General features: G+C 71.6%; 20 protein-coding genes and 1 pseudogene. 6 read left to right on the top strand and 15 right to left on the bottom strand.

Annotation, left to right across the window (positions count from 1 at the left end; all coding sequences use genetic code 11):
• Positions 1 to 5 precede the first annotated feature (5 nt).
• Positions 6 to 299, bottom strand: a complete 294-nt coding sequence (locus tag GC722_RS00135; RefSeq protein WP_331714221.1) for a DUF1905 domain-containing protein — start codon at positions 297 to 299, stop codon at positions 6 to 8.
• A gap of 59 nt (positions 300 to 358) precedes the next feature.
• Here GC722_RS00135 and GC722_RS00130 point away from each other — a divergent pair, with 59 nt between their 5' ends.
• Complete coding sequence (locus GC722_RS00130; RefSeq protein ID WP_156606943.1) at positions 359 to 1,198, top strand: NAD-dependent epimerase/dehydratase family protein; 840 nt, start codon at positions 359 to 361, stop codon at positions 1,196 to 1,198.
• 42 nt (positions 1,199 to 1,240) lie between these two features.
• On the opposite strand, the gene GC722_RS00125 is transcribed toward GC722_RS00130, so the two are convergent.
• The 3 genes from GC722_RS00125 to GC722_RS00115 form a co-directional block, all read right to left on the bottom strand.
• Entirely contained in the window at positions 1,241 to 1,915 is a 675-nt protein-coding gene (locus GC722_RS00125; protein ID WP_156606942.1) for a dihydrofolate reductase family protein, read from the bottom strand.
• Positions 1,916 to 1,960: 45 nt separating this feature from the next.
• Positions 1,961 to 2,470: a VanZ family protein gene (locus tag GC722_RS00120; RefSeq protein ID WP_156606941.1), complete on the bottom strand. Its 510-nt coding sequence runs from the start codon at positions 2,468 to 2,470 to the stop codon at positions 1,961 to 1,963.
• A gap of 127 nt (positions 2,471 to 2,597) precedes the next feature.
• Positions 2,598 to 3,548: an SDR family oxidoreductase gene (locus GC722_RS00115; protein ID WP_156606940.1), complete on the bottom strand. Its 951-nt coding sequence runs from the start codon at positions 3,546 to 3,548 to the stop codon at positions 2,598 to 2,600.
• Between the two features lie 198 nt (positions 3,549 to 3,746).
• On the opposite strand from GC722_RS00115, the gene GC722_RS00110 reads away from it, so the two are divergent.
• Complete coding sequence (locus GC722_RS00110) at positions 3,747 to 4,592, top strand: helix-turn-helix transcriptional regulator (RefSeq protein ID WP_331714220.1); 846 nt, start codon at positions 3,747 to 3,749, stop codon at positions 4,590 to 4,592.
• 28 nt (positions 4,593 to 4,620) lie between these two features.
• Here the strand turns inward: GC722_RS00110 and GC722_RS00105 are convergent, their stop codons facing one another.
• From GC722_RS00105 to GC722_RS00075, 7 genes are all read right to left on the bottom strand, one after another.
• Positions 4,621 to 6,417, bottom strand: coding sequence for a bifunctional metallophosphatase/5'-nucleotidase (locus GC722_RS00105; RefSeq protein WP_156606939.1), 1,797 nt, complete (start codon positions 6,415 to 6,417; stop codon positions 4,621 to 4,623).
• Positions 6,418 to 6,535: 118 nt separating this feature from the next.
• The gene (locus GC722_RS00100; protein ID WP_156606938.1) at positions 6,536 to 8,755 is read right to left on the bottom strand and encodes an FAD-dependent oxidoreductase; all 2,220 of its coding nucleotides are present in this window, start codon (positions 8,753 to 8,755) and stop codon (positions 6,536 to 6,538) included.
• A gap of 2 nt (positions 8,756 to 8,757) precedes the next feature.
• Positions 8,758 to 9,675 (bottom strand): MurR/RpiR family transcriptional regulator, encoded by a 918-nt coding sequence (locus GC722_RS00095; protein WP_331714219.1) that lies wholly within the window; start codon positions 9,673 to 9,675, stop codon positions 8,758 to 8,760.
• Positions 9,676 to 9,686: 11 nt separating this feature from the next.
• Positions 9,687 to 11,081: a hypothetical protein gene (locus GC722_RS00090; protein WP_156606936.1), complete on the bottom strand. Its 1,395-nt coding sequence runs from the start codon at positions 11,079 to 11,081 to the stop codon at positions 9,687 to 9,689.
• Positions 11,082 to 11,101: 20 nt separating this feature from the next.
• Entirely contained in the window at positions 11,102 to 11,974 is an 873-nt protein-coding gene (locus GC722_RS00085) for a carbohydrate ABC transporter permease (RefSeq protein ID WP_156606935.1), read from the bottom strand.
• The gene (locus GC722_RS00080) at positions 11,967 to 12,929 is read right to left on the bottom strand and encodes a carbohydrate ABC transporter permease (protein ID WP_156606934.1); all 963 of its coding nucleotides are present in this window, start codon (positions 12,927 to 12,929) and stop codon (positions 11,967 to 11,969) included. The genes GC722_RS00085 and GC722_RS00080 overlap by 8 nt, the downstream gene beginning before the upstream one ends.
• A gap of 1 nt (position 12,930) precedes the next feature.
• Positions 12,931 to 14,238, bottom strand: a complete 1,308-nt coding sequence (locus tag GC722_RS00075) for an ABC transporter substrate-binding protein (protein WP_156606933.1) — start codon at positions 14,236 to 14,238, stop codon at positions 12,931 to 12,933.
• 197 nt (positions 14,239 to 14,435) lie between these two features.
• Between GC722_RS00075 and GC722_RS00070 the strand changes: the two genes are divergently transcribed.
• Complete coding sequence (locus GC722_RS00070; RefSeq protein WP_197429624.1) at positions 14,436 to 15,572, top strand: GntR family transcriptional regulator; 1,137 nt, start codon at positions 14,436 to 14,438, stop codon at positions 15,570 to 15,572.
• On the opposite strand, the gene GC722_RS00065 is transcribed toward GC722_RS00070, so the two are convergent.
• From GC722_RS00065 to GC722_RS00050, 4 genes are all read right to left on the bottom strand, one after another.
• Positions 15,558 to 16,667: a glycoside hydrolase family 76 protein gene (locus GC722_RS00065; RefSeq protein WP_156606931.1), complete on the bottom strand. Its 1,110-nt coding sequence runs from the start codon at positions 16,665 to 16,667 to the stop codon at positions 15,558 to 15,560. The two genes, GC722_RS00070 and GC722_RS00065, sit on opposite strands and share 15 nt — an antisense overlap.
• Positions 16,668 to 16,669: 2 nt before the next feature.
• The gene (locus GC722_RS00060) at positions 16,670 to 17,935 is read right to left on the bottom strand and encodes an ABC transporter substrate-binding protein (RefSeq protein ID WP_156606930.1); all 1,266 of its coding nucleotides are present in this window, start codon (positions 17,933 to 17,935) and stop codon (positions 16,670 to 16,672) included.
• 70 nt (positions 17,936 to 18,005) lie between these two features.
• Positions 18,006 to 18,956: a carbohydrate ABC transporter permease gene (locus GC722_RS00055; protein ID WP_156606929.1), complete on the bottom strand. Its 951-nt coding sequence runs from the start codon at positions 18,954 to 18,956 to the stop codon at positions 18,006 to 18,008.
• Entirely contained in the window at positions 18,956 to 19,921 is a 966-nt protein-coding gene (locus tag GC722_RS00050; RefSeq protein WP_197429623.1) for a carbohydrate ABC transporter permease, read from the bottom strand. Before GC722_RS00050 ends, GC722_RS00055 begins: the two co-directional genes overlap by 1 nt.
• 142 nt (positions 19,922 to 20,063) lie before the next feature.
• Here GC722_RS00050 and GC722_RS00045 point away from each other — a divergent pair, with 142 nt between their 5' ends.
• The 3 genes and pseudogenes from GC722_RS00045 to GC722_RS17450 all read left to right on the top strand — a co-directional run.
• On the top strand, positions 20,064 to 21,587 hold the full coding sequence (locus tag GC722_RS00045; protein WP_156606928.1) for a glycoside hydrolase family 76 protein: 1,524 nt from the start codon (positions 20,064 to 20,066) through the stop codon (positions 21,585 to 21,587).
• A gap of 174 nt (positions 21,588 to 21,761) precedes the next feature.
• Positions 21,762 to 22,325, top strand: coding sequence for a hypothetical protein (locus GC722_RS00040; RefSeq protein ID WP_156606927.1), 564 nt, complete (start codon positions 21,762 to 21,764; stop codon positions 22,323 to 22,325).
• A gap of 197 nt (positions 22,326 to 22,522) precedes the next feature.
• Positions 22,523 to 22,946 (top strand): annotated as a pseudogene (locus GC722_RS17450) (hypothetical protein); the annotation flags it as partial.

The following is a 22,946-nucleotide window of genomic DNA, read 5'->3' as shown; positions in this document are numbered from 1 at the left end:
GGCGGTCAGCCGCGCGGCTCGGCGCGCAGGTGGACGTCCACCAGGTCGCCGTCGTCGATGCCCTCCGCGCGGCGGACCACGACCTTCAGCGGCACCAGGTAGCGGCCGTCCTTGGGGAACAGCGACGTCTCCCAGGTCGTGCCGCCGATCCGGACCCGGACCGGGATGACGCCCCAGCCGTAGGTCAGCAGCGGCGCGTTGTCCTGGATGACCGCGCTCTCGTCCTCGGGCACGGCGACGTAGTAGTAGGGGGCCGGGCCGCGCCACTGGAAGACCCGTTCGGAGAACTCGAACTCCACGCCGCCAGTCTGCTGCAGGCCGGGGCCGCTGCGGGAGCACCGCGGCCTAGAGTCCGACCATGGAGCCCACACCCCCCAACCGCCGTCGCGTCGTGCTCACCGGCGCCACCGGCTACATCGCCGGCCAGCTGCTGCCGGCCTTCCGCGAGCGCTACGACCTCGTGCTGGTCGACGTCCGCGACCACGACCGCGACGGTCGTCCGGTCGCCGGCGTGCAGGTGCTGGACCTGCTCGACGACCCCGGCGACCGGTTCGGCGAGCTCTGCCGGGGCGCCGACGCGGTGGTGCACGCCGGCCACCTCAAGCCGCAGGGCACGCCGACCTACGCGGCGGAGCGGCGCAACGTCGACATGGCGGCCCGCGTCTACGAGGCGGCGCAGGCCGCCGGCGTCCGCCGGCTCGTCGTGACCAGCACGAACCAGGCCAGCAAGTGGTACGAGCGGCCCTGGCGCGAGGGCCGGATCGACCGGGTCGGGCCGGAGGACTACCCCCGGCCCGACACCTGGTACGGGTGGGCCAAGGTGGCCTACGAGTCGATGGGCTTCCTCTACGCCACCGGCCAGGTGGGCCCGGTGCTGGAGAACGTCCAGATCCGCATCGTGGCCCCGCGGCCGATCCGCGCCGAGGACTTCGTCGACCGCCCGGCCCAGGACTTCGTCCGCGACCTCACCGGCTGGGTCAGCCCCCGCGACCTGCAGCAGCTGTACGTGAGGTCGATCGAGGCGGGGTCGGTGGCCGACGAGCACGGGGTGCCGTTCCAGATCTTCTACGGCGTCTCGGGCAACGCCCGCACCTTCTGGAGCACCGCCAACGCCCGCCGGGTGGTCGGCTACGCCCCGCAGGACGACTCCGAGCGCGAGTTCGCCGACGCCGTCGCGGAGGTGCTCGGGCGCGGCTGAGCAGGACCGAGCGGGACCGGCCGGCTGCCTGCTGGCCGGGCGTCAGGCGCGTGGCACCCGGCGGGTGAGGGTGAGGTGGACGACGCCGCTGGGGGACGGGACGGCCTCGACGGCGTAGCCGTCCTCGAGACCCTCCAGGCCGTCCCAGACGCGGGAGCCGCGGCCGAGCACGATCGGCACCTGGACCAGGTGGGCGTGGTCGACCAGCCCGGCGGCGAGGAAGTCCCGCACGACGGCCGCGCCCCCGCCGATGCGGACGTCCTGGCCGCCGGCCGCTGCCCGGGCGGCCGCGAGCGCGTCGGCGGGGGACGCGTCGAGGAAGTAGAAGGTGGTGCCGCCCTCCATCTCCATCGGCGGTCGCGGCCGGTGGGTGAGCACGAAGGTCGGCGTGCGGAACGGCGGGTTGGGCCCCCACCAGCCCCTCCAGTCCGGGTCGTCCTGCCATCCCGGCGGGCCGAACTTGTTGGCCCCCATGATCTCGGCGCCGAACCCGAGGCCGTGCTGCGCCGCGAAGGCGTGGTCGACCCCCACGGAGCCGACTTCCCCTGACCCGACCCCCTCCGAGCCGTCCCCCTGCGCCGCCCAGAAGCGGGTGGCGAACATCCACTCGTGCAGGCGCTCCCCGGCATGGCCGAAGGGTGCCTCGAGGGACTGCGGCTCCCCGGTGGCGAACCCGTCGAGCGAGATGGAGAAGTTGTGGACCCTGGTGCGTGACATCGGTGCTCCTCGCGTCGGCGCCTGCGGCCCCGGTGGTCGGGCCCGTCACAGAGAGTGACCCGGACCGCCGGCCGTTCTCATCGATGCGGGCCGGGCGGCCTCACCCGGTCCCCGGACCCGTCGTCGGGCGGTGAGCGCCGTGCCGACCAGCGCACCCAGGGTGTTGGCGACCAGGTCGCGGGGGTCGGAGACCCGGTCGAGCGGGATCTGCACCACCTCGATGGCGACGGTGACCAGGACCGCGACGAGGACGGCGGACACCGCCCGCAGCCGACGGAGTCCCAGCCGCAGCAGCACGCCGATCGGCACGAAGAGGAAGATGTTGGCCACGAACTCGGCCGCCCCGCCCGACCTCCACGTCCCCGGGTCCAGCCACGTCCGCGGCGACAGCACCCCGCCCGGAGCCTCGTTCGTCGCCGCCGCCCAGGGCACCGCGCCGAGGGTCAGGTAGGCCACCAGGGCGAGGTACAGCACACCCGCCGCCGCGAACGGGACCGACACCGGGGACGGCCGGCGGGCCCGGCCGGTGCTGGCCTGCGTGGTGCGGGATGCCATCGGGTGCCGGTCCCCTTCGACGGTTCAGGTGGGTGGTCTCGCAGGTCAGAACGGGCACCGGTGACGACGCGTTCCGCCCCGGCCGCGTCCTCGGACCGTGGTCGTACGACGTCGGGCCTCCGGTCGCTCAGGCGCCCGCGGACGCGGCGAAGGAGATCCCGGCCAGCTCCTCGGAGACCCGCCAGACACGCTCGGCCTGCTGGCTGTCGCGCAGGGGCCGGAACAGCCGCTGCTCGGCCGGGCGGCCTCCCAGCTGGCCCGGTCCGTCGGGGCCGTAGAGCCGTCCGCCGCGGGCCTGCGGCGACGTGGCCGCGAAGAGGGCGGGCAGCGCCGCGGTGTCGGCGGTGCCGATCAGGACGCCCGCCCGCGACAGCCGACGGATGAGCCTGACCGCCGCGGTGTCCCGGGGCCGGCCCAGCTCCGGACGGGCCGACAGCAGGCTCGTGGGGGCGACGCCGGGGTGGGACAGGTTGCTGCTGATGCCCCAGCCGCCGGCCTGGCTGCGGCGGTCGAGCTCGAGGGCGAAGAGGCCGAGCGCGATCTTCGACTGGCGGTAGGCCGCCATGGCGTCGTAGGACCTCTCCCAGCCGAGGTCGTCCCAGTTCATCCGCCCGCTCCGGGCCGCCACGCTGACCTGCGCGGTGACCCTGGCCCGGCCCGCGGACAGCAGCGGCAGCAGGTGCGCGACGAGCGCCGCGTGGCCGAGGTGGTTCGTGCCCAGCTGCAGCTCGAAGCCGTCGGCGGTGGTCCGGCGCTCGGGCGGCGTCATCACCCCCGCGTTGTTCACCAGCAGGTGGATCGGCCGGCCCTCGGCCCGCAGCTCCTCCCCCAGCGCGGCGACCGAGCTGAGGGAGGACAGGTCGAGCTCCCTGGTCGAGACCGTCGCGCCCGGGTGGTCCCGGCGGATGCGGGCGACAGCCGCCTCGCCCTTGGCCCGGTTGCGGACGGGGATGACGACCTCGGCTCCGGCGGCGGCGAGCCGCGAGGCGATGCCGAGGCCGATGCCGTCGCTGGCTCCGGTGACGACGGCGCGGCGACCGGTGAGGTCGGGCAGTGCGAGGTGGGCAGGACGGGGCATGACGGGCTCCTGGTGGTGTGGGGCGGCGGTGGCCGCCGGCGGTGCTGCCAGTCTCGGAGCGTCGCGGCGGCCCAACCAGGACCTCCCGGTCCGACCCTGGGCGGTGCGGGGCGGCGCGGCCGCGGAAGGGGGGATCGTCGGGTCGTGGCTCCGAGCTCGCCAGAGCGGTAGGAAGGGCACCGGAAGGAGAGTGGAGCCGTGGTGGACCGGGACAGGGCGGGGCTGGCGGAGTTCCTGCGCCGCCGTCGCGAGGCGCTGCAGCCGGAGGACGTCGGACTGCCCCGGGGGCAGCGGCGCCGCACCAGCGGGCTGCGGCGGGAGGAGGTCGCGGCGCTGTGCCACATGTCGACCGACTACTACGCCCGCCTCGAGCGCGAGCGCGGGCCGCAGCCGTCGCAGCAGATGCTGGCCTCCATCGCCCAGGGGCTGCACCTCGGCCTCGACGAGCGCGACCACCTCTTCCGCCTCGCGGGGCACCAGCCGCCGGCCCGCGGGTCGGTCAGCGAGCACATCAGCCCCGGGCTGCTGCGCATCCTCGACCGGCTGGCCGACACCCCGGCGGAGGTGGTGACCGAGCTGGGCGAGACGCTGCGCCAGACCCCGCCGGCGGTCGCGCTGACCGGTGACGCCAGCCGCCGCAGCGGGCCCGCCCGCAGCCTGGGCTACCGCTGGTTCACCGACCCCGCCGCCCGGGCGCTCTACGCGCCCGAGGACCACCCGTTCCTGTCACGGCTCTACGCCTCGCACCTGCGCCAGGTCGTCACCCTGCGCGGGCCGGGCTCCCGGGCGGCTCAGCTGGCCGAGCTGGCCCTGGCGCGCAGCGAGGAGCTGCGTCGCCTCTGGGAGCGTCACGAGGTGGGGCTGCAGCCCGAGGACACCAAGCGCTTCGTCCACCCGGAGGTCGGGGAGCTGACCCTGCACTGCCAGACCCTGCTGGACCCCGAGCAGTCGCACCGCCTGCTGGTCTACACCGCGGTCCCGGGAACCGAGAGCCACGAGAAGCTCCAGCTGCTGTCGGTGGTCGGCGCGCAGACGCTCGGCTGACCCGCCGTTCCCCACCGGGCTCGGGCCCTCAGGGAGTGACCTGGACCCGGTCCCGCTCGGGGATCGTCACCGACCCGAGCTCGCGCAGGTACGCCACGAAGGTGATGTGGTCGGTCTGCGGATGCGTCCGCATCAGCTCGCTCGTGCGGAGCGCCGGGAAGTCGCTCGAGCCGTTGAACGTGTCGACCGGCCCGGCGACCCGGTAGGTGCGTGCGAGGTCGAGCGGGGCACCGCCGACGGTGATCGAGGCGGGGTCGACGCGGTCACCGACCGGTGCGGAGGCCCGCCAGGTGTAGCTGACGTCCGCCGACAGCGCGAGGGGGTAGAACGACTCCGTCCCGTCCGGGCCGACGACCCACTGCTGCTCGAGCGCGGCCTCCAGCTGGGCCCCGGTGCGGGTCGTCGTGACCACCTTGTGCTCGTGGCCGAAGACGTCGAAGGCCGCCCGGTGGGTGAACGCGGACCGGCCGGCCGGCGCGTCCGGGTGGGGCGTCGCGATCAGGTCACCGTGGATCTCGCTGTTCCACCCGGGGCCCGAGTGGTCCTGCGTCGCGACCATGCCCAGGTCCGCCTCCAGCTCCGGTTCGGTCTGCGAGGAGCGGAGCATGGCGTCGGCCACCAGGTTGCCCAGGGTCGACTCCCCGGAGGCATCCCGGTCGAGGGTGGCGGACCCGTCGGTCCACGCCACCGGGGTGACGGCCCGCTCTGCCGCGAAGCCGGCCCAGTGGTCCTTGATGGTCCGGATCCTCGGGTCCGGTCGGACGTCCTCGGTGACCGGGTGCATCCGGAAGCCGGAACGGTCCCGGATGACGTCGTCGGTCCGCGGGTCGATCGACAGGTTCAGCTCGGCGATGACGTTGCCGTACGACCCTCCGATGGCGAGCGGACGAGGGTCGCCCGCCGGATCGGTGACGGTGCAGCTGGCGAGGCCGTGGGTGTGACCGGCGATCACCGCGTCGACGGCGGGAACCGCCTCGGTGGCGACCTTCCAGGCCAGGTCGCGGGGGTTCTCGCACGCGTCCACGGCCTGGGAGTCCTGGCGCAGACCCTCGTGGTCGAGCACCACGATGGCCTCGACCCCCTGGGCCTGCAGCTCGGCGGCGTAGTGGTTGACCGCGGCGACGGGGTCGGTGGTCACGAGCGCGTCGTTGTAGGACATGGCGTGGCGGTCGGAGCCCTGCAGCGTGATGCCGATGAAGCCCACCTTCGACTCGGTGCCCCGTCGGCCCTGGACGTCGCGGACCGCGTAGGGCTGGAACACCAGGTCCCCCGACTCGCGCCACTGCACGTTGGCCGACAGGTACTCGAAGTCCGCACCCGCGAAGAGGGACCCCGTGGAGTCCTGGAAGCAGTCGTCGGCGCGGGGTCCTGCCGGGCAGGCCTGCTCGCTGGTGTGCTCCAGCAGGTAGTCGATGCGCCAGTCCAGGTCGTGGTTGCCGACCGAGCTGAAGTCGAAGTCGAGGGCGTTGAGGACCTCCATGGCGGGCTCGTTCGCCAGCGACTTGTCGGGGTAGTTGTACCCGGTCAGGTTGTCGCCGTTGAGCACGCGGAACGAGTTGCCCCGGCGGTACCGGACCGACAGCCGGTCGAGCTCGGTGGCCAGGTAGGCCGCATCGCCGGCCTCGTGCACCGTGCCGTCGGCGAAGTAGATGTTCGTGTCCTGCGAGGGGAGCTTGTCACCACCGTGGAAGTCGGTGACGGACATGATCTGGACGTCGATCGGCGGACCCGAGCGCGCCTCGGCGGAGGCGGCGTCGGCCGGGGCGGCGGCGGATGCGAGGACGAGGGCGAGCAGGGCTGAGCCGAGACGGACATGCTGTGGCACGGGGGGACCTCCGACTGGATGTGGGCGTGTCCCCAGGCTGGGGCCCCGGTGTGAACCGGTCACGGCGTCCACGTGGCCGTCTGGTGGCCGAGGCCCGAAGTCGCGGAGCCGCCCGGGATCAGTAGACCCGCAGCGCCACCACGTGCGCCGAGCCGGTGCCGGCGCCGGCGACCACCCGGACCGCGGTCGCGGTGACCGGCTGCTCCAGCGGGTGCGTCCGGTGGCGCCGCCGGTTGCCCGTGACCTGCGCCAGCACCTCCCAGCGGCCGTCGACCTCGGCCTCCACCCGGTAGTCGGTGAGCAGGTCCGGCATCACCTCCGGCTCGGTCCGGTGGTGGTGCAGGTTGATCAGGTCGATGTCGAGGGAGTCGTCGAGCACCAGCTCCACGGAGCTGACGGGCACCGGCGCGTCCCAGCGCACCGCCAGCCAGGGCTCGGGGTCGTGGCGGCGGTCCTGCGAGACCCAGGTCTGCGGCCCGCCCCAGGGGCGGGCGTAGCCGCCGAGGGCCTTCGCCGGGGCGTAGGCCTCGACGTCGTCGCCCAGCCGGAAGCACAGCGAGCCGCGGTGCAGCACCTGCTTCCAGTGGCGGAACTGGTCGGTCCACCGCTCACCGGGCTCGGGGTCGCGGTGGCGCAGCACGATGACCCCGGGCGGGGCCTGCTCGGCGGTGTGCACGGCCAGGTGCTCGTCGGCCTCCAGCACCACGAACGCGTTGCGGGGTCCGTCCGGCTCCCAGTCCAGGTCGACCTCCACCCACTGCTTCTGCCCGGCGGCCACGGGCACGGCGACCGAGCGCAGCTGCTCCCCCGGCAGGTAGACCTGCGGGCGCTCGGTGCGGTGCAGCCGGACCCGCAGCTCGGTGTCCGCGGCGGCGTCCAGCAGCAGCTCCAGCCGGCCCAGCCGGGGGTCGACGGGCACCAGCAGCCCGAGGGGGGACTGCAGCGGCATCGTCGCGGTGGGGACGTCGACCACCAGCTGGCGCAGCGTGGACGAGGCCACGGCCGTCCCCCGGCGCGCCAGGTCCGCGGGGTCCTCGTTGGCCAGCCCGACGACCGAGGCGTCGGCGCGGACGAGGGCGTGGTGCACCTCGGCCAGGTGGTCGCGGGCCAGCTGCCGGGGGGTGACGCCGCGCCGGGTGGCGAGCGCGGCGGCCACGCCGGCCGCCTCGCCGAGCACCGCGCAGGTGGCCATCACACGCGTGCTGCCGAAGGCGACGTGGCTGGCGCTGATGTTGCGCCCGGCCATCCACATGTTCGTCACGTTGCGGCTGTACAGGCAGCGCAGCGGCAGGGAGTAGACCCCGTCGGGGTGCCAGTGCTTGGACCCGCTCTCGGTGGCGTACATGCCGCCCGGCGGGTGCAGGTCGATCGACCAGCCGCCGAAGGCGACCTTGTCCTCGAAGTCGGTCAGCCCCAGCACGTCGTGCTGGGTGAGCACGTGGTCGCCGAGGAAGCGGCGGTACTCCCGCTTGCCCGGCACGGAGCCGACCCACTCCAGGGTGAGGGTCTCGGCGTCGAAGCGGCCGGAGTTCTTGATCCAGTCCCAGATGCCGTAGACCGCGGCCTGCAGCTCGTCGCGGATCTTGGCGTCGTCGTGGACGACGTCCAGCTCACCGCCCCACTCGATCCACCAGTAGGCGCAGCCGTTGTTCTCGACCTTGATCGCTCGCCGCTCGGGGATCGAGGTGGTGGAGATGTCGAGCGCGAACGACGGCGGCACGAACTTCACCGGTCGGCCGATGTCCTTGGAGTAGAACAGCAGCGTGCTGCCGAGGGTGTTGTCGTCGGGCACCTCGGGCGCCCAGGACTCGCCGTAGGCGGAGCGGGGCTCGCGCCCGGTGCGGTAGTGGGCACCGGCCAGGAAGCCGACCAGGCCGTCGCCGGTGCAGTCGAGGAAGGTCGGTGCGGTGAAGGTGATCTCGCGCTCGGAACCCATCATCCAGCCGGTGACGGAGGTGATGGTGCGCTCCTCCTCCGGCCCGGTGGCCGCGACCTCCCGGACGTCGGTGTTGAGGTAGAGGCTGATGTTGGGCTCCGCCCGCACCGCCTCGAGCACCGTCAGGTCCCAGTAGTAGGGGTTGCCCTCGGGGTTGGTGAACTGGTTCTCCACGAACAGCTCGCCCATCACCCCGGTCTCGCGGGCGTAGGGCTGGACGCCGTGCGCGGTGGCGCCGCACACCCACACCCGGATCTCGCTGGAGGAGTTGCCGCCGAGGACCGGCCGGTTCTGCACCAGCGACACCGTCGCCCCCTGGCGGGCGGCTCCGATCGCCGCGCAGACGCCGGCGAGACCACCGCCCACCACCACCACGTCGGACCGCACCTGCTCGCTGCGCATGCTCACTGCCTCCTGGTTCTGTCGCTGCTGCTCGTCGTCGCGTCGTCGGCGACCGGCGGACGCCCCTGCGCGGCGACGCCGTGCTGGAAGGCCTCCTCCAGGCTGTCCACGGTCCGCTGGGCCACCAGCACCCACAGCAGACCCGCGGTCAGCACGTCGCTGGCCCGCCCGGCGAAGTAGTCGGTCCAGGCGGGCCCGTCGGGGGTGCCGGTCAGCAGCACCTCGTCGACGGCGCCCGCCAGCGCCGATTCCGCCATCCCGGTGATCACCGCGGTGGTGGCCCCCCGGAGCCGGGCCAGCCGCACCAGCTCCTCCGCGCCGGCGTTGCGGCCGCTGCGCGACAGCACGAGGGCGACGTCGGAGGGGCCCAGCAGGCTGGAGACCACGGCGGCCTCCTGCGCGTCGCGGGTGAACCACGTCGGCCGTCCGATCCGCAGCAGCCGGATGTGCAGCTCCTGCGCCGGGATCGCGTCGCCCCACTCGCCGTAGATGTGGATCCGCGTCGCCGCGGCCATGGCGTCGGCGAGCCGGCCCGCGGCGTCCAGGTCGATCGCCCCCAGGGCGTTGCGCAGGGCGTTGGCCTGGGTACCGGCCAGCACGTTGAGCACCTGGTCGGCGGGGTCGTCGGGCTGGATCATCCGGCCGATGTCGGCCTCCCAGCCGGCCTGGGCGCCCCGGCCGTTCTCCTCCGCGATCGCCGCCCGCAGCGCCGGGTAGCCCTCGAAACCCAGCAGGACCGCGAGCCGGGTCACCGTGGCCGGGGACGTGTCGGCCTGCTCGGCGAGCCGGGTGATCGGGGCCCGGCCGACGTCCTGCGGGTGCTCCAGGATCTGCTCGGCCACCCGCGTCATGGCGGCGTTGAGGTCTGGGAGCGCCTGCCGGATCAGCTGCAGCGGGCTCTGGTTGAGGGCTCTGTCCACACGACTCATCCTCACGTGTAGACGAACTGGGCGCTCGCCGTGGTGTCGACGTCGCTGACCACCCGGGCCCAGTGCGCGCTGAACCCGGAGGGGAAGACGTGGGTCGCCAGCTCCCCCGGCCCGACCCGCAGCGTCGCCGTCCGGGCGAAGCGGCCGTGGCCGTGGACGTCCACCTCGACGGTGGCGGTCATCGGCTGGTCGCCGAAGTTCTGCACGTGCAGGCACTTCTGGTCGAACCCGGTCATCAGGTAGGGGTCCGACGGCTCGCCGGCCACCACCTCGTCCTCCCACCAGGGTCCGCCCCAGCCGGCCGGCTTGCCGAAGCTCCACAGGTCGTCGGTCTTGCCGAACCACATGTTGGAGTGCGGCTCTGCCGTGTACGGGTTGAGGCCGTGGCTGGGCGAGGCGTTGTCGGCGCCGAGGACGAGCATCCCGCGCCAGGAGCAGAAGTCGCCCATCACCCACAGGTGGGTGGAGATCGGGCGCACGCCCCAGACCCGACCGCCGTAGGCCCACGGCGAGACCTCGTAGAACATCCCGTGGTGGTCCATCAGCAGCCGCTCGTGCTCCACCTCGCGGATCCGCGGCCACTCGGTCTGCCACTTGTGGTCGAAGCAGTGCGAGGCCTTGGGCAGCCGGTAGCGGGTCCAGCGCTGGTCGACCTCGGTGAAGACCTGCATGATCGCCGAGGCCCGGTCCCAGCCGGTGGCGAAGATGGTGCCGCCGAACTCGTGGCGGCCGCCGATCGCGGTGAAGGGCCTGCGCTCGACGATGCGCCAGCTCTGCCCGTCGTACTCGGCCAGCCGGCCGGCTGCCTGCTCCCCCGCCCAGTCGGGCTCGTGGTACTCGTTGGAGCAGATCACCAGGCGTCCGAAGCTGGTGTAGCAGTCCTTGTAGTGGACCTTCATCTCGCCGTCGGTGCCCAGCTCGTCGTTGAGGTCGAACAGCTGGGTGCAGGCCATCGTGGTCAGGTCCAGCTCGAACAGCTCGCCCTCCATCGCCAGCACGTAGACGTGGGTGTCGGGCTTGGTCAGGTGGCGCGCCGTCCCGCAGACCCGCAGCGGGGCCAGCTCGGCGATGGTGGTGATCTTGTGCTCGGTGTCGATGACGTGCGGGCCGAGCACCAGCTTCGAGGTCGGGAAGTGCACGAACCTGTTGGTGTAGGTGCCGTCCACGCCGAAGGTCTCGGGCACCACCTCCATGGACAGGTCCTCCGAGATCCGGCGCAGGCTCACCCCGCCGCCGCTGCCGGCCTTGTGCGAGTTGTAGTTCTGCACGTACAGCTTGCCGTTCCACGGCATCAGCGAGCCGATGCCGAGCTCGCTGCGGGGCGGGCCGAAGTCCCCCACCTGGGCCAGGGACGGGAAGACCCCGGAGACGTTCATCGGGCTGGTGGTGCTGGTCATCAGATCGGTCTGCTCTCTGCTCACTTGATTCCGGTGTGGGTCAGGGCCTGGACGAACCGCCGCTGCAGCAGCAGGAAGACGACCAGGACGGGGACGATGGTCACCACGGACGCCGCCATCGCCAGGCCGGGGCTGAGGGCCCCCTGCTCGTCGGTGAAGCTGGTCAGGCTGAGCGGCAGGGTGTAGGCCTCGGGGCTGCTGATCAGGACCAACGGCGTCTCGTAGTCGTTCCACGACCAGACGAAGGCCAGGATCCCCAGGGCGGCCATCACGGGCCGCGCCAGCGGCAGGTAGATGCGGGTGAAGATCCGCCACTCCGAGGCGCCGTCCATCCGCGCCGCCTCGGCGAACTCCGGCGGCTGGGCCACGAAGAACTGCCGCATCAGGAACGTCCCCAGCACGGTGAACATGCCGGGCAGGATCAGCGCCCACAGGGTGTCGTAGAGGCCGAGCTGCTGGAAGTAGATGAAGCGCGGCACGAGCAGCAGCTGGCTGGGGATGATGGCGGTGGCCAGGTAGACCAGGAAGATCTTGTCCCGGCCCCGGAAGCTGAGCCGGGCGAAGGCGTAGCCGGCCATCGTCGCGGTCAGCAGCTCACCGGCCACCCGCAGCAGCGCCACCAGCACCGAGTTGGCGAAGGCCGGCAGGATCGAGTCCTCGCCGAGCAGCACGGTCGCGTAGTTGCTCAGCTGCACCGGGTCGGGGATCCACTGCATCGGCACGGTGTAGGCGTCGATGTCGCGCTTGAACGAGGTGGACAGCATCCACAGGAAGGGCGTGAGGAACCCCAGCGCCAGGATCCAGAGCGGGATGCCCACGGCCCAGCGGCTGCGCCGCCGGCGGCGGGCCCGGAGCCGGGTGCGGTCGAGGGTGTCGAGCGTGACGCTAGTCATGGAGGGTCCTTCCTCGCTGCGCCCGCCAGGTCAGCACGGTGAGTGCCAGCACCCCGGCGAAGGTGGCCATGCCGATCGCGGCCGCGTAGCCGAACCGGTAGAACTGGAAGCCGTTCTGGTACATGTAGTACGAGACGACCGTGGTGGCGTCGCCCGGGCCGCCGGCGGTGATCAGCGCGATCAGGCCGAAGCCCTGCGAGGCGCCGATGAACAAGGTGACCAGCAGGAACACCGTGGTGGGCACCAGCGAGGGCCAGGTGATCGTGCGGAACCGGGTCCAGGCGCCCGCCCCGTCCACCTGGGCGGCCTCGTACAGCTGGGTGGGCGCGTCGGTGAGCGCGGAGAGGTAGATCATCGAGGCGTAGCCGACCCCGCTCCAGATGGCGATGATGATCAGCGCCGGCAGGGCCCAGTGCGACGAGGCGAACCAGCCGGGCAGGTCCTGCAGGCCGAACGCACCGAGGAGCTGGTTGACCACGCCGGCCGACGGGTTCAGCAGCATCAGCCAGACCATCCCGATCGCCACCACGGTGACGATGTAGGGCAGGAAGAAGATCACCCGGAGGACGGCCCGCCCCGGGACGTCGCGGTTGAGGGCGAGGGCCAGGCCGAGACCACCGACGACGGTGAGCGGCACGCTGATCCCGGCGTACAGCACGGTCCGCAGGGTCGCGTTCCAGAAGCCGGGGTCGACGAACAGGTCGACGAAGTTCTGCAGCCCCACGAACTCGATGCCCGACAGGCCCGAGACCAGGTTCCAGCTGGTGAGGGACAGCCCGACGACCGAGAGCAGCGGCACCAGGGTGAAGGCGAGGACGCCGAGCAGGTTCGGGGCCAGGAAGGCCCAGCCGACCCAGCCCGGTGGCTGCGACGGGTTGCCGCGGGCGGTCGTGGCCCGGGCGAGCGGGGGCTCGAGGACGCGGGCGGCGGGCAACGGCTTGCTGGTGATCGCCATCTCAGGCCTTCCTCTGGTTGCGCCGGATCGCCGCGTCGGCCAGCTCGTCGATGGTGCTGACCGCCTCCGCCGGGGTGCGCTCGCCGATCCAGCACAGGTCGCGCTGCTGCTCGACGGCGAGGCTGATCTCGGGCACCGCGGTCAGGTTGGTGTCGGTCATCAGCTTCGGCTCGCTGGTGAACATGGCGTGGCGGAAGGAGTCGACGTCGAAGAACCGCTCGGGGTCCTCCTTCAGCACCCCGGCCAGCACCTCCTCGTCGGGGAGCACGTCCAGGGCGGGGATCTTGCCGCCGCCGAGCATCGCCCGGGCACCGTCGGTCACCCAGTAGCGGACGAACTCCCAGGCCAGGTCGAGCTTGGTCGAGCGCGGGTTGATCATGATGAAGTTGTTGAACTGGCCCGCGTTCCAGTCGCCCCTCGCGGTGCGGGGGACGGGAGCCGCGGCCACCCGGAAGTCGTGCGGGTAGTCCTCGGGCTCGTTGAGGTAGCGCAGGTTGAAGGGGGCCGTCGGCCAGAGCGCGAACTCGCCCTGCAGGAAGGGGTTCTGCTGGTAGGCGGCCAGCTGGCGGGCCAGCACCTCCGTCCACGGGTAGGCCGAGCCCTCGTCGATCATCGTCCGTCCGAGCTGCAGCCACTCCAGGAAGGCCGGGTCGCCGAAGTTCGAGCCGCCGTCGGGGGCGTACCAGTAGTTGGCGCCCAGCGAGACGCGAGCGGTGTCGGGCACGCTGTAGGCGCCGTGGACCCCCGGTCGGGTGAGTGCGCGGGCCATCTCGTGGAAGTCGTCGACGTCCCAGGCCCGGGGCAGGTCCACCCCCGCCTGCTCGCGCAGCGCCTCGTTGACCAGCACGAAGTAGGGCTCCCGGGCGGTGGCCAGGGCGACCATCTGCCCGTCCACGACCGTGGCCCGTGGTGCCTGCGTGTCGAGGTAGGGCGCGAGCGCCGGGTCGGCCCGGACCCGGTCGGTCAGGTCCAGCGCCACCCCCGACCCCGCCCGCAGCGCCATCGCGGTGGAGTTGTAGGTGAAGTACACGTCGATGTCGACGCCGCCCTGCAGCGCCGTGTCCAGCTTGAGGTTTCCCCGGTCGTCGTTGACGAAGCGCGTGTAGGCGACCTTCTCGCCGGGGTGCTGCTCCTCGAAGCCGGCGACCAGCTCGTCGGGGCCGCTGGCCCCGGGGACACCGCCCCACACCTGCAGGGCGCTGGAGCGCGGTCCGGGTGAACCGCCGCAGCCGCTGAGCAGGGTGGCCAGGCCTGCGCCGGCGGTCGCCCCGAGGACCGCCCGTCTGGACAACGTCGTCTGTCCTGCCATCTGCGATCTCCTTTGATCGGCCGTGCTGTCGGCAAGAAATTATCCGGACGGACGCCGCAGCACAAGAGTGCTGCAAAGAATTTTCCTCGAACTCCGAGGCGGGCCGCCGGGTGCGACGACGGATGGCGCGGTGTACGGTGGCATTGAATATAAGGAAGTCAGGCGCGCCCGCGCCTCCGCACCCGAAGCGAGCGCCTGTGGCCGCCCTGTACCGCCAGCTCTACGAGCGGCTGCGTGCCGACATCGAGGACGGCCGGCTGGCCGTCGGGGCCCGGCTGCCCACCGAGGTGGAGCTGGCGCGCGAGCAGGACGTCAGCACGATCACGGTGAAGAAGGCGCTGGAGCTGCTGCGCCAGGACGGGATGATCGTCCGTCGGCCGCGGCTGGGCACGTTCGTCACCCGGCAGGCCCCCGAGAGCGCTCCGGGTGCCGAACCGGCGCCGGCGGCCGAGGCCCCGCTCCCGCTGGTCGGCTGCGTGCTGACCAACTTCGACGACACCTTCGGCACGCACCTGCTGGGCTCGCTGCTGGACAGCGCGGCGGGACGGGCGAACCTGGTCCCCCGCCGCTCGCACGGCGACCCGCAGGGTGAGGAGCGGCTGATCCGCGAGCTGGTGGCCAGCGGGATCCAGGCGCTGGTGCTGGAACCGAGCTCCTCGGAGTACGTGGCTCCCGCCGTGCTGGAGCTGGTGGCCCGGGGTTTCCCGCTGGTGATCGTGGACCGGGTGCTGGAACGCTTCCCGGTCTCGACCATCAGCTCCGACAACCTCGCCGCGGCCCGGGCGCTCACCGAGCACCTGTTCGACCTGGGGCACCACGCGATCGGCTTCGTCAGCGCCCCCACGCACATCTCCACCCTGGAGGAGCGCCGGCAGGGGTTCCTGCTCGCCCACGCGACCTTCGCCGTGCCGCACGACGAGGCGGCCGTGTTCACCGACGTGCGCTCCACCCAGCCGTCCCTGGACGGCGACCTGCACACCGACGTGGCGAACCTGCAGCAGTTCGTGGCGGCCCACCCGGAGCTGACGGCGTTCGTGGCCACCGAGTACAACATCGCGCTGCTGCTGCACGAGGCGTGCCGGCGCGAGGGGCTGGAGGTGCCCGCCGACCGCAGCATCGTCTGCTTCGACCACCCGGACCGGACGTTCGACCTGGCCGCCTTCCGCTACACCCACGCCCACCAGGACCAGGAGCAGATGGGGCGCTTCGCCGTCGAGCAGGCGGTGCGCCAGATCGCCGAGCCGGCCGCGATCCGCAAGGAGCTGCTGCCGGCCCGGGTCGTCGAGGGCGTCTCGACGACCCGGATCCGGCGGCGGCGCTCACGCCAGGCGTGAGTCCGCCGGCCGTCCCTCCTCCAGCCGCGTCCGCAGCTCGGTGGCCTTGATCGCGCTGAGCAGCGTCGAGTAGGGGATGGTCCCGCGGGCCGGCGACTTCCAGTCGTTCGCCGGCAGCAGGTGGCCGTCCACCACGCAGCGCTCCCACAGCGCGTCGGTGCTGGAGCGGACGAAGTCGACCAGCCGCTGCCGGGTGGCCGCGGACCCCGCCCCGTCGCCGGCCGCCAGCCGGTCCACGAGCACGCCCAGGTAGCGGTAGGCCACGCCCTTGAACAGGCCCACGTCACCGCCGTCGCCCTCGTCGCGGAAGAGGCCGTCCTCGGCCAGCTCCTCCAGGGTGGTCAGCGCGGTCCGCTCCGCCCGCTCGACGAGCCCGGCCTCCCCCGTCACCGCCTCGAGAGCCACCAGCGCCCCGACGTAGAGGCCCTGGTTGTAGGTGAAGCGCCAGTGGGTGTCGATGCGGCCGTCGCCCTCGCGGTTCACCCCGTCGTGGACGAACCCGCTGGCCTCGACGAGGTTCTCCTCCAGCCAGCTCAGCGCCTGCTGGGCGTAGGGCAGGCAGCGCGGGTCGCCGGTCACCTCGTGCAGCCGGGCCGACAGGATCACCAGCGGCCCGTTGGCCGGCGTGTTCTTGTACTGCAGCGACTGCTTGCGCCAGGCGAGGCTCTCGCCCAGGGTGTCGTTCCAGCCCTCCTCGACGACGTGCTGCCACAGCGACACCGCGCTGTCGAGGTGGCGCCGCTCGCCGCCGGCCCGGTGCAGCCGCAGCAGGGCGAGCGCGTACCAGAGCATGTCGTCGAAGTAGTCGTTGAACAGGACGCCGGCGTTGCGGGCCTGGATGTGGTCGGCGACGGCGGCGGCGTCGGCGAGCCACGCCGGGTCACCGGTGCGGTGCCAGGCGTCGACCCGGACGTCCACGACGTGGGCCAGCCACCAGTAGTTGAAGACCGCGTCGTCGCCCGGTGGGTGGGTGTTGTGCCACCGCTGCGGCTCGGGGGCGCCGAACCAGTGGTCCAGGCTGGCCTGGGCCACGTCGGCGCGGGCCTCCCACGCCCGGGTGAGGGCGGTGGGAGTGCTGTCGACGTCTGTGCTCACGTTCACTTCCTGTTCTCGGCCAGCACCTGGTTGCCCATGGACTCCGCCGTGGCCAGCGCCTCCTCCGCGCCCAGCTCGCCGGAGAGGAACTTCTCCAGGTTGGGGATCAGGCCCTTGCCCTCCATGTCGGAGTAGCCGGCCACCGCCGGGCGGACGGTGGCGTACTCCATGGTCGCCACCAGCGCCTCGTACTTCTCGTCCTCGGTGAAGTAGGCGTCGTTGGCCGCGGTCCGGTTGGCCGGGATCTGGCCGGAGATCTTGCCGAACTGCAGCGCGTTGGCCGGGTCGGCGCACCACCACTTCATGAACTCCCAGGCGCCGTCGGCGTTGCGGGCGCCCTCGGGGATGGCCAGACCGAACCCGCCCATGCCCGCGGCCTTGCCGCCGCCCGGTCCGGCCACCGGCTCGGTGGTGCCGTAGACGAGGTCGTCGACCTTGTCGAAGTCGGTGAACGACCAGGGTCCGGTGTAGGCCAGGCCCACCTTCTTCTCGGCGAAGGGGGCGCCGCCCTTGCCGAAGCCGAGCTCGTACACGCCGGCGTCCATCAGCTGCTGCCAGAACTGCAGCACCGCCAGCCCCTCGGGGGAGTTGAAGGCGACCGTCTGGTTGTCGTCGTTGAGCATCTTGCCGCCGGCCTGGCGGATCCACATGCTGAACAGGCCGGGGTCGTCGAGGGCGAAGCCGGCCACCTCGAGCTTGCCGCCGGAGCGCCTGGTGGTGGCCTCGGCGACGCTGAGCAGCTCCTCCCAGGTGGTGGGCGGCTCGACGCCGGCGTCGGCCAGGATCTCCTCGTTGTAGAACAGCGAGCGGTTGTCCACGATGAGCGGCAGGCCGTACAGCTGGTCCTCCACCGTCATCTCCCCCACGGCCTGGTCGTAGAGCTGGCCGACGTCGACGCCGTCCTCGCTGACCCGGTCGCTGATCGACTGCAGCGCCCCCTTGGGCACGTACAGCGAGGTCTGAAACCGGTCCCACAGCACGATGTCGGGGACCTGCCCGCTGGCCAGCCCGGTGAGCAGCTTCTGCTCCAGCTCCTTCTGCTGCACGTAGCGCACCGTGAGGGCGGACTGGGCGGAGTTGAACAGGGCGACCTGCTCCTCCATCTGCTTGGCCTGGTCGCCGACCCAGCTGCCCCAGAAGGTGATGTCACCGCTCGCGCCACCACCTCCTCCGGCACCTCCGGAGGCGGGCCCGCTGCAGGCGGTGAGGCCGGCCCCGGCCGCGGCCCCGAGGGCGAGGGTTCCGAACGCCCGGCGTGAGAGCTTCATCGTGGTGGTCCTTTCGGTCACGTCGTCGTGACGGTGGTGGTGGGACGGGTGTGGTGCGGGAGGGCGCGTCTCACTTGGAGCCGATGTGGGCGATGCCCTCGATGATCCAGCGCTGGCAGACGAGGAAGAGCACGAGCATCGGCACGCTGGTGAGGATGGTTCCGGCCATCAGCGGGCCGAAGTCGGTGGTGCGCTCGTTGACGAAGGAGGACAGCGCCACCTGGACGGTCAGCATCCGTTCGTCGTTGAGCACGATCAGCGGCCACAGGAAGGCGTTCCAACCGCCCTGCAGCGTCATCACCCCGAGCACGGCCAGACCGGCCTTGGCCAGCGGCAGGTAGACCCGGGCGAAGATGCGGAACTCTCCGGCGCCGTCGATGCGGGCCGCCTCACCGAGCTCGTCGGGCAGCGACTGGAAGAACTGCTTCATGAAGAAGACGGCGAAGGGTCCGGCGGCCCCGGGCAGGATGACGGCCCAGAAGGTGTTGATGAACCCGAAGCCGCCGTCGCCGAAGAGGTCGTTGCCGCCGGCCAGCGGGAAGTGCCGCAGCACCAGGAAGGTGGGCACCATGGTGATCACGCCCGGCACCATCATGGAGCCGAGGAACACCGCGAACACCGACGTCCGGCCGCGGAAGCGCAGCTTGGCCAGCGAGTAGCCGCCCAGGGCGCCGAAGAAGAGGTTGGTCACCGTGCCGGCGATCGCCAGGTAGGCCGAGTTCCCCAGGTAGGAGGCGAACGGGGTGTCGGTGAAGACCGCGACGTAGTTCTCCAGGGTGGGCCGGTCGGGGATGATCGACAGGTAGCTGCCCAGCACCTCGCCCGGCGGCTTGAGCGAGGTGGCAAGCGTCCAGACGAACGGCATGACCGTGGCGAAGGAGATCGCGATGCAGCCGATCCACCACGCCACCCGCCCGAGCTGCTGCAGCGGTGTGCGGCGCCGGCGGCGGCGCAGCGGCTGGGCGCCGGGTGCGGGCGCCGGGGTGCCGGCGGTCGCGGGGGGCAGCGAGACGGTGGCCATCAGCTCTCACCCACCTTGTTGACCCGGGCGTTGATGAGCGAGAAGACCATGATGATGAGGAAGAGCACGAAGCTCAGCGCCGAGGCGTAGCCCATCTCGAGGGAGTCGAAGCCGCGGTCGAAGATGTAGTAGACCATCGTCACCGTGGAGTTGCCGGGGCCGCCCTTGGTCAGGATGAAGGCCTGGTCGAAGACCTGGAAGGCGCCGATGATCTGCAGCGTGGAGACCAGGAACATCACCCGCGAGATGCCGGGCAGGGTGACGTGGCGGAACTGCTGCCAGGCGTTGGCCCCGTCGATCCTGGCCGCCTCGTAGAGGTCGCGGGGCACCCCCTGCAGGCCGCCGAGGAAGATCACCATGTTGGCGCCGAAGCCGGCCCACACGCTCATCACCACGATGGCCGGCATGGCCCAGGCCGACTCGTAGAGCCAGGCCGGGCCGTCGATGCCGAACCAGCCCAGGACCACGTTGAAGACGCCGTACTGGGGGTTCAGCAGCCAGAACCAGATGGAGGCGGTGGCCACCGTGGAGGACACCACGGGGATGTAGAACAGGGTGCGGAAGATCCGCGCCGCCCGGGCGTCGCGGTTCAGCAGCAGCGCCGAGCCCAGGGCCACCGCGATTCCCAGCGGCACGTACAGCGCGGTGTAGTAGGCGGTGTTGCGCAGCGCGATCCAGAAGAAGGAGTCGCCGAAGATCCGGGTGTAGTTGTCGAGCCCGACGAACTCGAAGTCGCCGATGATCGCGTAGTCGGTGAGGCTCAGCACCAGCGCCGCCACGATCGGGATGGCGAAGAAGGCGATGAACAGCAGCACCGGGACGGCGATGAACAGCCAGCCGTTGACGGCCTGCTGGCGCCGGGTGGTGGCCGGTGGCAGCAGGCGTGGCGGTGGCTTCGCCGCGGGTGGGCCCGTCGGGGGCACCGCCGGTTGGCCACGGACCGCGCTGTCCATGATCGAGGTCACGCTGAGCTCCTCTGCCGTCGTGTGGGTCACATATATTCATATGCCTGCGGTCGTCGTCAAGGGTGCTTGTGCATATTCCGTACCGGTGCAATGTGCGTAGACCCTTGACGGTCCCCGCGACGGCGGCCTAGCGTCGCCAGCCATGCGATCAACGACGATCCGGCGCCGGCGCCGCCACCTCATCGCGCCACCCCTGCTGCTGGCCCTGCTGGCGCTGCTGCTGCCGGCCGCTCCCGCGTCGGCCACCACGGAGTCGACGGCCGAGGAGGCGATGGCCGCCTACGTCGACGCCTTCTGGGACCCGGAGGAGAAGTACTTCACCACCTACTCCGACGGCCGGGGCCGTGGCGGCGTGGGCCCGGAGGGCGGCCGGTACAGCGACTTCTGGTGGGAGGGACGGCTGTGGGAGGTGGTGATGGACGCCTGGGAGACCACCGGCGACCCCCGCTACCGGGCGATGATCGACGACGTCTACGACGGCTTCACCGCGCACTACCCGACCTTCGGCTCCGACTTCAACGACGACGTCAACTGGTGGGCGATGGGGGCGGCCCGGGCCTACGAGCTGACCGGTGACGAGCGCTACCTGCAGACGTCGGTGGAGCTGTTCGACCGGATCTGGGCCGACTGGGACGACACCTACGGCGGCGGCATCTGGTGGCGCCAGTCGGTGCAGGACCAGAAGAACGTGGCGACCAACGCCCCGGCGGCCATGACGGCGGTGGCGCTGGCCCGGCACACCGGCGAGGAGGTGTACCTGGAGCGTGCCCAGCTGCTGTTCGACTGGGTGGACGAGAACCTGGTGGAGGAGGACGGCCACGTCCACGACCACTGGGAGGGCGAGGGCACCCTGGTGCGGTGGGACTTCACGTACAACTTCGGCACCTACATCGGCGCGGCGACCGCGCTGCACGAGGTGACCGGCGAGCAGGAGTACCTGACCAAGGCGGTCCGGTCGGCCGACTGGGTGACCACGCGGCTGACCAACGGCGGCACCTTCCGCAACGAGGGCATCGGGGACGGCGGCGGCTTCAAGTCGCTGCTGGTGCGAGCGCTGGTCGACCTGGTGCAGGAGCACGGGCAGACGCAGTACCTGGAGCAGCTGCAGGACAACGCGACCCAGGCGTGGAACCACCGCCGCACCTCCGACGACCTGATGGGCCACGACTGGTCGGCGCCCACCTCCAGCGGTCCGCTGCAGAGCCTGGCGGCCAGCTCGGGACTGACCGCGGTGCTGCTCGTGCCGCCGGACGGGGTCCGCGGCGTGCTGGCCGAGTCGGGGACCTACGAGGCCGAGAACGGCTTGGTGGTCAACATCAGCTCCGAGGCGACCCAGCCCGGATGGACCGGACGCGGCTACCTGGCCGGCTGGAACCGTGACGGGCAGCAGGTGACGCTCAACGTCAACGTGGCCAAGGGCGGCAGCCACACCATCCGGTTCCGCTACGCCGGCGACGACGGCGACGCGACGCGCATGGTGATGGTGAACTCGCGCGTGGTCGACCCCCGCTTCGAGTTCCCCGGCACGGGCGGCTGGGACGACTGGCAGACCGTCGACCTCAAGGTGCCGCTGAGCCGCGGCCACAACTCCATCCAGGTCCGCTTCGACGAGGCCTCGGACAACCAGGCCTACCTGAACCTGGACACGGTGCAGCTGCTGCGCTGAGCGGGACGACCCGACGGCCGGCTCCACGCGCTGGGGGCCGGCCGTCGCGCGTCCGGGGCGGTGGGGCGGTTATCCACAGATCTCGGCTGACCCCTGGCAATTGACCACCCGAATGGCAGAATCGAGCGCATCGCCCGGCCGACCCGGCCACCCACCCCGGTGCGAGGAGCTTCCATGCGTCGACAGCTGGCTGCCGTGAGCCTGCTGCTCCTGCTGCCCATCGCCGCGTGCCGGTCGGAGCCCGAGCCGGCCCCGACGGCGGTGCTCCCGACGCCGGCGCCGCCCACCGCGCAGTCGCCCACTCCGGAGGAGAGAGAGTCTGAGGCCGTACTGAGGGCCTACAACGAAGGCCAGCAGGTGGCGGAGGACCTGTTCCAGCAAGGCGGGGACCTGGATGCCGAGGAGACACTGGCCCCATACTTCAGTGGCCCACTTCTCGACTTCTACACTCGGGAATTGGCCAGGTTTCGCCGCGACGGTTTGACGCTGGATGGCCCCATGACCTGGAAGGCGACGGTTACTGATCCCCCCGCCTCACCCGACGACAACACAGCGCGCATCACTTCCTGTGCCGACTACAGTCGCCAGCGCGTCCTTGAAAAGGATGGCGAGACATTCGACCGTGGCTTCGACTATTCCGTCGACGCGATTGATATGCGCAAGGTGGACGGGATCTGGAAGACGCACAACGGCCGCTCTGAGCCATCGGTGTCCAGGAGGCCCCCACAGTGCTCCTGATTTCTCGCGCATCACCTTTGGTGCTGGTCGCGCTCGGGCTCATTCTCGCCTCCGCCGCGGTACCTGCGCGCGCAGAGACCGGGGCATACTGCCGCACCGTTCGGTGTGAGGTCTCGGCCGAGTCGAAACACACGCCGACGCTGCCGTCGGAGCGCCCACAGCCAGAGAGATCTGGCACGCCTTCGAGGTCGAGCGACGTGACTCTGGCCTCCCGCCGCGGGACCTCGGAGTACGTCGATCATGCATGGCAAGCCCCGCGCCCGTACGTCGCGTCTGGCCCGGATCCCGATTCGGCGTACTGCCAGGACCTCATCGCCACCGGCTTCGACAGCGGCTGCGACATCGACACCCCACCACAACCCGACGACGACGCACCCGCCGAGGACGAACCCGCCCAACCGGCCGCGCAGGACGAAGAACCGCAGGTCGACCCCACCACCGTCGCCCTGTCCGTCATCGCCAACATCCAGTTCGCCGGCGGAACCCCGCAGGTCGGTCCACCACCCACCCTCAACGACTGGGACATGGCCGTCGTCGGCTACCCCCTGTGGCTCTGGACCGACGGACCCACCAGCCTCACCGCCTCCGCCTCTGAACAAGGCCTCGAGGTCAGCCTCGACG

It is taken from the genome of Auraticoccus cholistanensis (assembly GCF_009742705.1).
Lineage (GTDB): Bacteria > Actinomycetota > Actinomycetes > Propionibacteriales > Propionibacteriaceae > Auraticoccus > Auraticoccus cholistanensis.
The sequence above is the reverse complement of the archived record's forward strand: the minus strand, read 5'-3'. Positions and strand labels throughout refer to the sequence as shown.

Excerpts from the sequence above, each read along its gene's own strand:
- GC722_RS00045 (WP_156606928.1), top strand. The coding sequence starts at position 20,064 with ATGCGATCAACGACGATCCGGCGCCGGCGCCGCCACCTCATCGCGCCA.
- GC722_RS00055 (WP_156606929.1), bottom strand. The coding sequence starts at position 18,956 with ATGGCCACCGTCTCGCTGCCCCCCGCGACCGCCGGCACCCCGGCGCCC.
- GC722_RS00125 (WP_156606942.1), bottom strand. The coding sequence starts at position 1,915 with ATGTCACGCACCAGGGTCCACAACTTCTCCATCTCGCTCGACGGGTTC.
- GC722_RS00085 (WP_156606935.1), bottom strand. The coding sequence starts at position 11,974 with ATGACTAGCGTCACGCTCGACACCCTCGACCGCACCCGGCTCCGGGCC.
- GC722_RS00100 (WP_156606938.1), bottom strand. The coding sequence starts at position 8,755 with ATGCGCAGCGAGCAGGTGCGGTCCGACGTGGTGGTGGTGGGCGGTGGT.
- GC722_RS00090 (WP_156606936.1), bottom strand. The coding sequence starts at position 11,081 with ATGACCAGCACCACCAGCCCGATGAACGTCTCCGGGGTCTTCCCGTCC.
- GC722_RS00060 (WP_156606930.1), bottom strand. The coding sequence starts at position 17,935 with ATGAAGCTCTCACGCCGGGCGTTCGGAACCCTCGCCCTCGGGGCCGCG.
- GC722_RS00080 (WP_156606934.1), bottom strand. The coding sequence starts at position 12,929 with ATGGCGATCACCAGCAAGCCGTTGCCCGCCGCCCGCGTCCTCGAGCCC.
- GC722_RS00120 (WP_156606941.1), bottom strand. The coding sequence starts at position 2,470 with ATGGCATCCCGCACCACGCAGGCCAGCACCGGCCGGGCCCGCCGGCCG.
- GC722_RS00040 (WP_156606927.1), top strand. The coding sequence starts at position 21,762 with ATGCGTCGACAGCTGGCTGCCGTGAGCCTGCTGCTCCTGCTGCCCATC.
- GC722_RS00115 (WP_156606940.1), bottom strand. The coding sequence starts at position 3,548 with ATGCCCCGTCCTGCCCACCTCGCACTGCCCGACCTCACCGGTCGCCGC.
- GC722_RS00075 (WP_156606933.1), bottom strand. The coding sequence starts at position 14,238 with ATGGCAGGACAGACGACGTTGTCCAGACGGGCGGTCCTCGGGGCGACC.
- GC722_RS00130 (WP_156606943.1), top strand. The coding sequence starts at position 359 with ATGGAGCCCACACCCCCCAACCGCCGTCGCGTCGTGCTCACCGGCGCC.